Here is a 12,474-nt window from a genome sequence, read left to right on the forward strand (position 1 = left end):
ACAGTTTGGCAAGGACGGCGGGATTACCTCGCCGTCCTTTTGCAACAGGAGATGAATCCCATGAAAGATTTGTATCTTGACATTGAAACCTTTTCCTCAGTCAGCCTGAGAGACTGCGGCGTTTATCGTTATGCGGATTCCGAGGATGCAAAAATCCTGCTCTTTGGTTATTCCGTAGATGGCGCTCCCATCGAAGTCATTGAGACGGCAAAGGGCGAGCAAATTCCTGCGGCGATACTGTCGGCTCTTTCTTCTCCCGCCGTTACCAAATGGGCGCATAACGCGTCCTTTGAACGTGTGTTTCTCTCCGTATGGCTGCGCCGCAACTGCCCGGAATATTTTCGCTCCTACGGCGATACCAATGACACAGTATCGGATTACCTCGACCCCCATTCGTGGAAATGCACGATGGTCTGGTCAGCATATTGCGGACTGCCGTTGACCTTGGAGCAGGTTGGCGCGATCTTTCACTTGGAAGAGCAGAAAATGGTTGAAGGAAAAAACCTCATTCGTTTTTTCAGCCTCCCTCGAAAGCCCACCAAGAACGACAGCCGAATACGCAATCTCCCCGATAACGCCCCAGATAAATGGGCAACCTTCGTGGAATACAATCGACGTGACGTGCAAGTGGAAATGGAGATTGCAGAAAAGCTGTCAAGATTCCCTGTCCCGGATTCCACCTGGGAGGAATATTGGCTTTCCGAAAAAATCAACGACCGTGGTATCCTCGTTGACTTGACGCTTGCTGAAAACGCCATTCGCTTTGACGATCAAGCCAGGGAAAGTCTCATAAAACGAATGAAGACCCTGACCAAGTTGGAAAATCCCAACAGCGTACAGCAACTAAAAAGCTGGCTGGAAGAAAGAGATATCCGCACCGACAGTCTGGATAAGAACGCGATTATCAGCCTGTTGAAAACCGTCCCCAAGGAAGTAGCGGAAGTCCTGACTCTGCGTCAACAAACGTCACGATCATCCGTAAAGAAGTACACGAAAATGATGGACACGGTCTGCGCTGACGGCAGAGCCAGAGGCATGTTCCAGTTTTATGGAGCTTCACGCACGGGGCGATGGGCAGGGCGGCATATTCAGCTCCAAAATTTGCCGCAGAACCACTTGGATGACCTTGCCGAAGCCAGAGGACTTGTCCGCAGCGGCGATTTTGAACTGATGTCCATGCTCTACGACAATGTGCCCGATACGCTCTCGCAGCTAATAAGAACGGCGTTCATTCCAAGACCGGGGTTCAAATTCGTGGTTGCGGATTTTAGTTCGATCGAGGCAAGGGTTATCAGCTTTATTGCCGGAGAAGATTGGCGGATCGAGGTTTTTGACCGGGGCGATGATATTTACTGCGCCAGCGCGTCTCAAATGTTTGGTGTTCCCGTGGAAAAGCACGGCGTAAATTCTCACCTTCGTCAAAAAGGTAAAATAGCAGAACTCGCCCTTGGTTACGGCGGCTCCGTTGGCGCATTAAAAGCTATGGGTGCATTAGATATGGGCTTAACCGAGGACGAACTGCAACCTTTGGTTGATATGTGGCGGGAGGCCAGCCCCAATATCACGAGACTTTGGTGGAGTATGGACGCAGCCGTCAAAAACTGCATAAAGACCAGAGCTATGACGGAAACGCATGGTATTCGTTTTGTGTATAAAAGCGGTATCATGTTTATGGTTTTGCCTTCCGGGCGGAGGCTGGCTTATGTGAAGCCGAAAATCGAGCCAAATGATTACGGTAGCGAAAGCGTCACATATTTTGGAATCAACGGGACTTCAAGAAAATGGGAGCGTTTGGAAAGTTACGGCCCCAAGTTTGTTGAAAATCTTGTTCAAGCTGTCAGCCGTGATATTTTGGCTTATACCATGAAAAATTTGTCTGACCGTTTTATCTGTGGTCATGTCCATGACGAACTGATTTTGGAGGTAGCGATGGAAACGCCTGTGGAGGAAATATGCGATATTATGGGCAAGACTCCACCTTGGATAGAAGGATTAAATCTTCGCGCCGATGGGTATGAGTGCTATTTTTATATGAAGGACTAAAAAACCGCCGCAGGAGAAAAATCCTCCTGCGGCGATTAGCCTGTTATTATATGGTGGGATTAGCGGCGTTTAATGTTCAAATACCAAAGGGAATCCAAAAGCTCCAAAAGGTCGTTGGTGATACCCTTGCCGATTTTATACAAACTGCTCGTATTCTTGCCCAGTATTTTGGCAATTTCGCTACCTTTGACCTCAGCGAGGCGAAGGGTAAACTCCGGCAGCTTGTCAGGATATTTTCTTGCAATAAGGTCGAGGACTTCCTTACTGGCTGCAAGGTAACGGTCAGACTCCCGTTGTATTCCCGCTTTAAGAGCATCAGGGAAATCATTTTCGTCGTCCTCATCCGTCGCCAACATATCCTCAAGAGACTGAGTGCTAAAATCCGGGCGATCGAATGTGTTGTAAGGGCAGCCGTCGCAGGTGTTCATAATGGTTTTGCGATTGCCCTTGCCCTGCGGCTTGCCGTGGTCGTATTCGGGATTCGCAAGTTGCGACGGGCAACGAACCGCGTGACCGCTACCGTCAGAAATAATGCAACGCTCATCACGGCTTTTCCGCTTTTGCACCACATCTTCCTCGTGCATTATGGTCTCGTACAGGTCGCGGTCACCCTCGATGACAATCGCTCTGAAAATACGCCAACCCCACTTAACTGTCGAAATAACGGCATCAGGATACTCCTGCTTAACGCTCTCGATGATTGCTTTCGTATCAGCTATCTCTTCGGGAGTCTTCTTGCCATAATTACCCGGCAATTCAATAGGGATATTGTAGTTTCCGTTTTCTTTTTCAAACTTTGTAATCAAGTCGGCTCATCCTTTCTTAGGATAGAGGCCGACTGTTCCTGTGGTCGACTAATGAACCAATCTACGCCTTCAGGAACAACGGAGAGCGACTCCAAGGTTTCAATTGGTCGGAATAATGTCGAGGTTTACCCCCGACTAAAGCGTTTCTGAGTATCAAGACATCCTTCAAGACATCCTTGTATTTCAGAGAGTGTCTATGGCTACTCAGATGAATCCATAAAGTTTATGAACTCATCTCGGTATCCATAGAAACGAAAACGGCCAGAATGATAATCTCGTTTAACCGAAATTCTCACTCTGGCCGTCAAGCAGCTCTGCGAATGATTATGCAACACTTGGTATATTATATTTTTCAACTTCAAACTTCTGCGGACTTACTCGTTTTAATTTAGTAACGGTGGTGTCCCTCTCTATGGTTATTTCATTACCAACGGCCACCGTTGTCGTGGTTTTTACCTTTTTGTACTCGTGCTCTACAATGCCGGTAATGTCATCCACATAACAAGCGCAACGATCCTTGATATCCTTAATTTCCCTAAGCATAGTGCTTTCCTCCCTGTTGTTAGAGTAAAATAGGCCGGGGCAGACTAATAGCCATAGTACGTAAATTCGTACCTGCTATCATCTACCCCGGCCTGTTACGCCTTCGAACTGCACGGCGGGTAAATATTTAATCTTGTCTTTCGCCCCATACGCCTCTGATGGGAACGCATCTTAAAAATTGACCGCATATGACGGCAATTCGCTCCTACAGACTTTGTCAATTATTTCATCCAAGTATGTATAGCCGACAATTGCTTTGTCCTTGCCGCTCCCTTGCACATAGGCAAGAGCGGCCTTTTTGTTAACCATAGCCAATTCGCCTTGTGGCTTCTTCTTGCCATGATGGGTATAAAGTATGCCATTCCCAATCATATGTCTCCCCCTAACTTTATATCATCGATATTTATCAGCCAGTCATCATCTTCTGTAATTTTTCCATCTACAGGAACGGTGAAAAATTTTTCCATAGTGTCGCCGTTTTGTCTTGGGAAGATAAATTCATCCACAATTTTGAGATTGTTTAAGTCGACAAAAATTAACGATACATCGCCCTTAAATTTTTGTTCGCCGTATTCAGCAATTATGTCCTTAAAGGTATCAGCATCTAAAAGTACGTAAGAAAACCTCTGAGGAAGTTCTTCCTCCCAGAAGTAGCCAATAGTCGCATAACGAGAGAGGCGGTCAAAGAATCTGCGCCTATTCATCATCTGAGCACGACGCCTGACCATTTCCTCTGAGGTATCATCATCTCTACGCGCCATAAAATGCGCCATCGGAACAACATCTATTGCCCACAGACCATTTCCACCAAATGTATCACTCTCAAACACGATATCCGGCGTATATCCCATGGTTCTCGAAAGTCTGAATTGCCTTCTGAGAGGCACCGTAACGGTAGCTTGTACCCTACGATTCATCTCAGATATAAGAATTTCCGATACCGTACGCTCTTGAAAGCCAAAGTTATGTGGGCGAATACTTCCCGCCGGTACCATGCCGTTAGCATCCATAAGGTTTTCAAGAGCAACTCCGCTCGCTGGATCAGCATGTTCAAATATAGCCACCATTAATGCTTCCGAACTACCGCCCACTAGCTTTTTGTTGGCGATTCTCGAAAGAGTAGATGGATTTACATTGCACTCCTCGGCGAATTGCTTCATGGTTCTGTTAGGCCCCTTGGCAGCCTCAAGGTACTGTGCCAGTCGCTCTTTATCAACCGGCTTTCCGCGAGTATACTTTATTTGCATGATTCGTCCTCCGATTTGCGAAGCTTTTTGCTTGTCTCACTTCTATATTTTGCATTATACATCATATACTCTTGCGTGTAAAGCAAAATTTATGCAATCCGTGCAATTTTTTTTTGGGGGGGAACTACTATTCTATTGATGGGCATTAACAGCCTTGAGACAGTTTACAATACTGCCCATGCCATCATTTGTTTTACCTTCCCGCCATGCGGAAGAAGTCCGACAAGTCACTTACCTTAGTCTCCTCCTCAATTTTCCGGCAAATTTCCGGGTTGGATTCAAGGAACTCATGGATTCGTTGATACCATACGGTGTATTCTGAGGCGATAGACTCGTACTCGATGGCATCATCGGCACTCTTGGCTTCGTAGAGATTTTTGGCCTCGGCGTACCATAAAATTGCATTATATGCGCGTTCTTTTGCGTGAGCGTTAAATTTCTGAAGAATTTGCCCCAACACTGCGAAGTAGTCATCTTGCGACGAAATATCCTCCAACACTTCGTCGATGGTCTTGCCCTCAATGCTAATATCCCGCTCCTTTCCTCGAAGGGCATACGACCTTGAGCCATCCTCCGCCCTTACCACCATATCGGCTATGCCAATGGTATGGGCGAGTGCGAGAGAATTGTTGCGGAAGTCCTCCAAAGCTCGAGTAATCTCCGATACATGAACTGCGGTAGGATATTTGATGGCCGCCGCCACGGTAGCAAGCCATTCATTCATGGTCACTTCGTCCGTTTCCCCGCAAATGCACGGTTGCATTATAAGTAGCTTCATGCAATTATAAAGCAAAATCGCCTTGTAGGAGTTGTCGGTGTTCACTTTACCGTTGAACCAGTCAGCTATAATATTGTTCTCTTCATCATTAACGGCCTCCATAAGAATGTTCCGTATAACGGGGGCGTCAGTCCACGGGACTACATTTTTCCCCTTGATCTTAAATTCCTGCCGGTCGCAGAGAACGAGCTTTTGCTGGAGCGTTGCATATTTCATTCTCAAAAGCCGCTCTTTGGCATCCTTGTAGTTCTCCCATCCGTACCGATTTATAATGTCCGCATAAATATCTGTCATTTTGACCATCACGGTCGCCTCCCTGTCGTTTGATGTAGTTATCTTAACACAGCCATGAAACTATAGCGAGGAAATCAAAACGCCCATTCTGATTCCGCAGACAACCGAGACAATCCGTAGATGCTCATACAAAAAGAGCGAAGGGCACTCCCTCGCTCTCTTCCTTATTAAATCTCGTGCATGAAGTCCGAGAAATCATCTATGGGCATAAACTGCGCTTTCTCTCCCAAAGCGGCGAAGTGTGCCTTGCCGCAGCGAATTTTGGCACCCTCCGTGGGGCGCAAGTCCTCCTGCAGCGTACTGCCCTTGGTCTCAAGTACAAAGTACAGCTTTTTCTCGCCGTGGTTCGTTGTAAAAAAGACCAATAACATCTCTGAAGTTCTCTGCTGCACCAAGCATAATCCACACGCTAAAGAGCCAACCATCCCCCATAATTACAATCCTGTCCAAAACTCCTATGCGGCACTTTGGCATGAATATGGCGAGGTAAAGTCTGCCATCGCCTTGAAACGGGTTATGCGGCACATACTGGACTATTACTTCCTGCAGATCAGCGGCTTCGAAGGGCACGTTCTCCGCGAACGCATCTTCAAGGACGAAACCGTATTCAACGATGCTGACGGGAACAGAGATGAAGAGCTTGTCCAATCCATCAATGCGTTATTGCAATATGTCGGCTCTGACACACAGGGATTTAATGCAGGATTCGATTATGTGGAAGATACCGAAGATATTCAAAGCCTCAAGTCTACCTTTGAGAAAGTGTTTGAGATTATGGGGCAAGATCAGCACTACCGCATGATGATGGAAACGGTGAGATCATAAAATATGCAGTGCTTGATTACACTCGATATCCCCTTCTGTGTCCAGTTTTAGTATACCACTTCAGAAGCGAGAATCCCTCACGGTGTAGTGCCTGTATTTGCCCCCTTTCATCAAGGGTAAGGTGCTTTCCCGATTTACGAACAGCTTCCGTTGTGGTAGAATGGGCGTAATCCATAGTGATTGCTCCTTTGCTGATGTTTTGTAGCGGAACCATTATAGCACGGGATGTCACTAAGGATTTTATTTTTGTTTAGCTGTTCAACTTCATTTTACAACGAACCATCTAAAATCCTTGCGAAGAAGTTGTCAACTTTATTTATACAACATCAATGCTTTCTCTTCAATAATTGCTGACATAGGAATAAAAAACTCGACCTGATATTAGGTTGATTTTAGGTTGAAATTGTTCTATAATTAGGGCGACATCAGAAAGGAGACCTCTCATGAAAAACAACCTCATCTATCTTGATTCTTATACTCTTCAACAAGATATGCGTATACGCCTTCCAAAAAGCGTTTTAGCCAATATGAATGTCGAAAAAGGAAAGACCAAATTAGACATTTTCTTCGATAAGGATAATAACGCTCTGATCCTTATACCAGAGATTATGCAGGAGGTCAACATTGAAGAAGATCAATGACACCCAAAGTATTCGGATAGAACGTATCTGGTCAATGCCAAATAAAAACACTTTTGAGACTCCGCCCATCAAGGCCCTTCTCGAAGAGGAGGTGGATCTTAGTAAGTATTGGATTGACCCCTTTGCTAACAGAAATAAAATCGCAAGCGTCACAAACGATCTTAATCTGGAATACGATACAGATTACCATTTAGATGCCCTTGATTTTTTGAAACTATTTGATGATTCATCTGTCGATGGTGTGTTGTATGATCCCCCATATTCACCAAGACAGGTGAGTGAATGCTATAACGATATGGGTTATACGGTCACATGGGACACGACCAAGGCATCGTTTTGGGGAAACCATAAGCGTGAAATATCCCGCATTGTAAAAATCGGCGGCAAAGTTATAACATTTGGTTGGAATAGCGGTGGAATTGGATACAAGTATGGCTTCGAGATTGAACGGATTTTGCTTGTTCCTCATGGAGGATGGCACAACGATACGATTTGCACTATTGAGGTAAAAACGCATGAAGGAGAATACCGCAAAAAGAGTGCTGAATCGAAAGAAGTAAAAAATGAAGGTACTATGATCACGTCTACAGATAAATTGCTGATAGAAAAACTGAAAACTCTCCCCATTGAGTATTGGGATTTCAAAGAGGACGATACAAAGGAATATACACACGGACTCCACAATTATCCAGCAATGATGGTTTGCCCGATTAGTCGCAATATAATCAGATTAGTTAAGGAGCTCCAGCCAGTCCACGCATTATTTGACCCCTTCGCCGGATCAGGAACAGTTTTAGTAGAGGGGATGCTTAGTGGTATAGAAACTGTTGCAGGAAACGATATTAATCCACTGGCGTTGCTGCTAACAAAAGTTAAAACGACTCCCATTCAGCATGACCTTCTCGTAAAAGAAACCGATTCCCTTTTGTCGCATATATCTTCCCGCAGAAGCGAATTATCGTGGGCTATAGATGCGATTGATTCCTATATCATCGATACCCTTGGTTTGGATGTCGCTGATAAGAAAGGCTGGGGGGATGAAGCTCCTAAATACTTGGAACGATTCTGTGAAGAAAAAAAGCTGGATATCAAAGTCCCAGATTTCAAAAACCTTGGATACTGGCTTCGTCCCCGTGTTGTTCTTGAGCTCTCAATTATTAAATCTGAGATTGAGAAGATTCAAGACAAGGATGTTCGTGATTTTGTCTTTATAGCCTTAAGTGAGAGTATTCGTTTTGTCTCTAACCGACGCAATGGAGAATTTAAAATGTTTCGTATGCCGGCAGCCAAAGTGCAAACGTTTAGCCCAGATACTTTTAGTGAGTTCAAAAAAATATTGATTAGAAACATCGACAAAATGCAAGACTTCTACGAGGCTCTTGAGAGAGAAAACGCACATCCTAAAGTGTCGATTTTCAGGAATGATGCCTGCACCTTAACAGACGCTCCAGATGACACCTACGATCTTATCATTACCTCCCCTCCTTATGGTGATAGCCGCACGACAGTTGCTTACGGAGAGTATAGCCGACTTTCACTACAGTGGATTAACCTTTTTGCTCTCACAGAAAAAGAGATCATGCGTGTGGACAGATCTTTAATGGGCGGAAAAAAATATAGGAATGGCTTTGAGTTTGCCTTACAGAGTCCTACCCTGAGAGAATCTTTAGATCGAATCAAAGACTCAGACATTGAACGTGCAGGAGATGTATATAGTTTCTATGTAGACCTTGATGCCTCTCTTAAGAGCGTAGCAATGAAGACACGTTCCGGAGGTTATCAGTTCTGGGTGGTTGGGAACAGAACAGTTAAAAATGAGCTTCTAAAAACGGATGTCATTATAACTGAGCTGGCTCCTCAATATGGATTAACACCAATATTTACGGTTGACAGAAATATTCCCAACAAGGTAATGCCTTCTCAGAATTCACCTACAAATGTTAGTGGAGCTACTAGTTCCACTATAACAATGGAACATATCATTATCCTTCGTAAAAATTAAAATCCGAGCTCCACTAAGGCACTTATCTTAGTGGAGCTCGAATTTTAAAGGAGCTTTTTCTTTTCGTCAAAGCATTCATCGAGTTTCTTGGAAGAAACCCTTATTGCAGTTCCGTTGTCGTGTGGCTTTCCTTTTCGCGCTCCAGAAGCATAGACACCCAGTCGAATATCTACATCTAGTTCACCAGATTTTAATCCTTCTATCATTCTCTCTGCATTAAAGTCTCCCAAGCTGTATGCTTCACTGTAATGAAAAGACTCGGATCCATCATCTTCCTTCTTCACTTCTGCTTGAACATGGTAGAGCTTTTGGGAAGGATACTTTTTATCGAAGGCTTTCTTGAGTTGCTCTTGTTCCCAGTATACATCTTCGAGGATTCCGTCTTTTGCGTGTTCTAAGTATAACCGATCGTCCTGTGCAGTCAGCTTTAAGAACGGTTCACCATCAAGAGTGTTAAAATCTCGCCCGTTTACTTGGGTGTGAAGAATATTGATATTCGGATTTAAGGCTCTTGATTCATCGGTTTGATACCCATATCGAGATCGGAGCACACGAGAATTTACCCCACGCTTTTTGGGGGCTTTTGTAAAAAGAGTGAGCTTGCTATTTGAATCTCTACGTGTAGCTTTAAGCTCAACTTCACCGAGATCCGCAGCTTGAACAGAATTTTCTACTACCCCAAGCTCATCTTCAAGTGTTTTGCCAACACCAGTATCTCCGGCTCGGTGTGACGGGATGAACCCTTTCTTTTCAACTTGCTCAATAGCTTCTTTGAATTTGTCGTCTGAAGTTAAATCACCCGTTACAAAGATTTTTCTATCTGCCATTGGCTGACTCCTCGTTGTTTTTATACGATTCTCCTGTTAATCTTAAACAGGAGCGGTTGATCGCTTTCTTTGATCCGGAATCCTGTTCCATGGTCGTGGGTCCGACCATTTTTGACTCCACCATGATACTGACCAATTCGCAAGTCTATGTATATCTTTCCTTGCTCAAGCAGATCGACAAAGGCCTCGTAGTTAAAGCCTGCGACTTCATATGCCTCAACAAAACGAAATTCCTCGCTTGCTCCTTTACCTCTTGATTGCGCTTTTGCGTAAACAAACTTATTCTTGTATTTCTTTTCAAAGGCGTTTTTCAACTGATCCCGTGTCCAATAAGCGTATTCGATGCCGTCTTCAGCAATAATGGAAATTTTTTCTGACCCACACACAACCTTTAAACTGCGTCCTGTGTCAGCAATTGAAACAAAGCGGTCAGCAGAAAGCGTGGAATGAAGAACTTTTTCACCATTATCGTATGCATCACTTGAATAGCCAAATGTCATCCGTAGTGTGTTGGCAGCACCTTGCGGTTGAGGTGTTTTTGTGAAAATGGTAAGCATACTGTTGGAATCCAGTCTGCAGGATTTCAATTCGTAGTCACCAAAGTCTGGGGCATTAATATTATTCTCGACAATGCCAAGAAGATCCTCCAGCGTCTTTCCTATTCCGGTAGGTCCTGATCGATGCGTTCTAATCCAGCCTTTGCTACAAATCTTTGAGTACTTCCTCACAAAATCGTCCAGTGTATAAATCATGATAAACCTCCATCTTTTGATTATCGCTTTAAGAGAGATACAGCCTGCTGTCGTACAGCAGGTCTGTTCCTCTTATTTTGTTTCAGAACGTTATTACCTCCGCAGCCATGGCGTTGAAGAACTGCTTGTGCAGCGTATAAGCAGGAGCTTCCGTGCTATAATTTATACGACCAAATATGATCTGGTCGACGAAGTGCGCTTCCTCCAACAACACCTGCAAATCTGTTGGATTACAACAGATGTGAGACCGTAAGGGTATGCAAAAGCGGCTGAATCCGTAGAATGTACTTTGTAACCACATTGAAGGAGGATACTTCTTAACAAAGGTGGGCAAAACACGTCATATCAATCACGCAACTAATCCCTCGATATATACGGCATCCTCTTTTCCCGCATAGAGATACTCCAAAAGCTGCAAGGCATGATAATTATCCGCTTCGATAAGCATATGCCAAAGGCTACTCTCCGACGCATTTTCCACGGTGTCGATTTTCTTTAGGCAAGGGTAAATAGCCTCACCGAATCGAGCGATGGTCACGACTTCATCTATTGAGAGGATTTTCTCCTCATCGGAGTCCTCTAATTGGCAGACAACATTTTCTCCCTCCATGCGAAGGACTCGATAAATATCCTTCATATTACCCAGTTTTGAGGGCAACAAAAGAGCCAACTCGAACAGGTACATCATAGAGAGGGGTACACGCTGGCAAATGCTCCTCAAAGATGAGACCAAATTTTTTCTGATTCAAGAGGCGGTCTGCCTCCTGCTGGATACGGTCACGCAATGACTCGTCCTCCACTTGCGCTATTAAGTCCTGTAAAGTTGCCATCGTGCAATCCTCCTATGATGTCTTTGCTTTAGGGAAGTCTCCATTGTGCATAGCAATCACTATTGCGTCCATCTCGCTGTTTATCTTTTTTCCAGATACAGTATGGGCTACGATTTTTAGTGTGCTGACACCGCTTTTATGGCACCAATGTTTTATTGCCTCATAATCTTGCTTATCCAAGCTATGCTCGTATTGCTCATATGGCATAATTTTTTGGTAATCCATGAACACATCGGCTACGAGCTTGCCATTGATGTTGATACGGAGCATTTCTAAAATGACTGGTGCAAGCCCCGTGTTAAATACATGGATGGCGAATCCCGATTCACCTGTTTTAGTAGTCAATGCATAATCCCAATCATCAGGCATCAATTTCGGCTGGAGAGAATAATATAGGCGAGGTCTTTTATTATAGTGGTCTTTTAGCCAAGACAATCCAAATCCGATTATGACACCGAATATGGTGTAAATTCCACTCGGTAGTCTGTTCAAAGAATCTAAAAACCCGTTCATAATGCCCACGATATTTTATCCCTCCCTTTTTTTCACAGAGTGATGTTGTATAAATAAAGTTGACAACTTCTTCGCAAGGATTTTAGGGAAACGCTGATAAAACACGGATAATAAGGATCACGTTATCCACAGGCATGCAAAAGAAGAATATCATGCCCCTATTTCTTTCTTTTCTTCCCCAAATCGCCCGTTTCACCGGGAAATTTGGGAAAAAGGGCGCACTTATCCCATTGTCATGCAGAACGCCCTCTGCCTTCCTGCCCTCAAACACATGACGAGGTTCGCCGATGCAAAGAGCAGATCGTAACGGAGCAGGTTCTTCTTGATGCCACGATACCTTGTCCTGCCCGCTTGGAACAGCCGCTTCACAAGG

Annotated in this window: 15 protein-coding genes and 1 pseudogene; 4 read left to right on the forward strand and 12 right to left on the reverse strand. The window is 44.5% G+C overall.

Going from position 1 to position 12,474, the window contains the following annotated elements:
- Nucleotides 1-60: 60 nt before the first annotated feature.
- The gene (locus tag HMPREF9081_RS08335; RefSeq protein WP_154647304.1) at nucleotides 61-2,043 is read left to right on the forward strand and encodes a DNA polymerase; all 1,983 of its coding nucleotides are present in this window, start codon (nucleotides 61-63) and stop codon (nucleotides 2,041-2,043) included.
- A 59-nt stretch (nucleotides 2,044-2,102) separates the two neighbouring features.
- Here HMPREF9081_RS08335 and HMPREF9081_RS14175 read toward each other — a convergent pair whose 3' ends face one another.
- The 6 genes from HMPREF9081_RS14175 to HMPREF9081_RS14535 all read right to left on the reverse strand — a co-directional run bounded on the left by HMPREF9081_RS14175 (nucleotide 2,103) and on the right by HMPREF9081_RS14535 (nucleotide 6,136).
- The gene (locus HMPREF9081_RS14175) at nucleotides 2,103-2,849 is read right to left on the reverse strand and encodes a hypothetical protein (RefSeq protein ID WP_037366180.1); all 747 of its coding nucleotides are present in this window, start codon (nucleotides 2,847-2,849) and stop codon (nucleotides 2,103-2,105) included.
- A gap of 324 nt (nucleotides 2,850-3,173) precedes the next feature.
- Nucleotides 3,174-3,392 carry a hypothetical protein gene (locus HMPREF9081_RS08345; protein WP_006306715.1) on the reverse strand — a complete coding sequence of 73 codons (219 nt, stop codon included), beginning with the start codon at nucleotides 3,390-3,392 and terminating at the stop codon, nucleotides 3,174-3,176.
- 171 nt (nucleotides 3,393-3,563) lie between these two features.
- Nucleotides 3,564-3,764 (reverse strand): hypothetical protein, encoded by a 201-nt coding sequence (locus HMPREF9081_RS08350; RefSeq protein ID WP_006306716.1) that lies wholly within the window; start codon nucleotides 3,762-3,764, stop codon nucleotides 3,564-3,566.
- Nucleotides 3,761-4,639, reverse strand: coding sequence for a hypothetical protein (locus tag HMPREF9081_RS08355; protein ID WP_006306717.1), 879 nt, complete (start codon nucleotides 4,637-4,639; stop codon nucleotides 3,761-3,763). The genes HMPREF9081_RS08350 and HMPREF9081_RS08355 overlap by 4 nt, the downstream gene beginning before the upstream one ends.
- Before the next feature lie 193 nt (nucleotides 4,640-4,832).
- A complete protein-coding gene (locus HMPREF9081_RS08360; RefSeq protein ID WP_006306718.1) occupies nucleotides 4,833-5,720 on the reverse strand; it encodes a hypothetical protein in 888 nt (295 codons plus the stop codon).
- Nucleotides 5,721-5,878: 158 nt separating this feature from the next.
- Nucleotides 5,879-6,136, reverse strand: coding sequence for a restriction endonuclease (locus HMPREF9081_RS14535; RefSeq protein ID WP_342621208.1), 258 nt, complete (start codon nucleotides 6,134-6,136; stop codon nucleotides 5,879-5,881).
- A gap of 91 nt (nucleotides 6,137-6,227) precedes the next feature.
- Between HMPREF9081_RS14535 and HMPREF9081_RS08370 the strand changes: the two genes are divergently transcribed.
- On the forward strand, nucleotides 6,228-6,536 hold the full coding sequence (locus HMPREF9081_RS08370; protein ID WP_006306720.1) for a hypothetical protein: 309 nt from the start codon (nucleotides 6,228-6,230) through the stop codon (nucleotides 6,534-6,536).
- 64 nt (nucleotides 6,537-6,600) lie between these two features.
- Here HMPREF9081_RS08370 and HMPREF9081_RS14835 read toward each other — a convergent pair.
- Nucleotides 6,601-6,711 (reverse strand): annotated as a pseudogene (locus tag HMPREF9081_RS14835) (helix-turn-helix domain-containing protein); the annotation flags it as partial.
- Between the two features lie 268 nt (nucleotides 6,712-6,979).
- Between HMPREF9081_RS14835 and HMPREF9081_RS08375 the strand changes: the two are divergent.
- Nucleotides 6,980-7,177, forward strand: a complete 198-nt coding sequence (locus HMPREF9081_RS08375) for a hypothetical protein (RefSeq protein WP_006306721.1) — start codon at nucleotides 6,980-6,982, stop codon at nucleotides 7,175-7,177.
- A complete protein-coding gene (locus tag HMPREF9081_RS08380) occupies nucleotides 7,161-9,179 on the forward strand; it encodes a site-specific DNA-methyltransferase (RefSeq protein ID WP_009656106.1) in 2,019 nt (672 codons plus the stop codon). Before HMPREF9081_RS08375 ends, HMPREF9081_RS08380 begins: the two co-directional genes overlap by 17 nt.
- 44 nt (nucleotides 9,180-9,223) lie before the next feature.
- On the opposite strand, the gene HMPREF9081_RS08385 is transcribed toward HMPREF9081_RS08380, so the two are convergent.
- From HMPREF9081_RS08385 to HMPREF9081_RS08405, 5 genes are all read right to left on the reverse strand, one after another.
- A complete protein-coding gene (locus HMPREF9081_RS08385; protein ID WP_006306723.1) occupies nucleotides 9,224-10,006 on the reverse strand; it encodes an MvaI/BcnI family restriction endonuclease in 783 nt (260 codons plus the stop codon).
- 20 nt (nucleotides 10,007-10,026) lie between these two features.
- The gene (locus HMPREF9081_RS08390) at nucleotides 10,027-10,758 is read right to left on the reverse strand and encodes an MvaI/BcnI family restriction endonuclease (protein WP_006306724.1); all 732 of its coding nucleotides are present in this window, start codon (nucleotides 10,756-10,758) and stop codon (nucleotides 10,027-10,029) included.
- Between the two features lie 349 nt (nucleotides 10,759-11,107).
- Nucleotides 11,108-11,395, reverse strand: coding sequence for a hypothetical protein (locus HMPREF9081_RS08400; protein WP_154647305.1), 288 nt, complete (start codon nucleotides 11,393-11,395; stop codon nucleotides 11,108-11,110).
- 1 nt (nucleotide 11,396) lies between these two features.
- Nucleotides 11,397-11,588, reverse strand: a complete 192-nt coding sequence (locus HMPREF9081_RS13910) for a hypothetical protein (protein ID WP_154647306.1) — start codon at nucleotides 11,586-11,588, stop codon at nucleotides 11,397-11,399.
- 12 nt (nucleotides 11,589-11,600) lie between these two features.
- Nucleotides 11,601-12,110 (reverse strand): hypothetical protein, encoded by a 510-nt coding sequence (locus tag HMPREF9081_RS08405; protein ID WP_154647307.1) that lies wholly within the window; start codon nucleotides 12,108-12,110, stop codon nucleotides 11,601-11,603.
- Nucleotides 12,111-12,474 lie beyond the last annotated feature (364 nt).

It is taken from the genome of Centipeda periodontii DSM 2778, assembly GCF_000213975.1.
In the GTDB taxonomy this organism is placed as follows: domain Bacteria; phylum Bacillota; class Negativicutes; order Selenomonadales; family Selenomonadaceae; genus Centipeda; species Centipeda periodontii.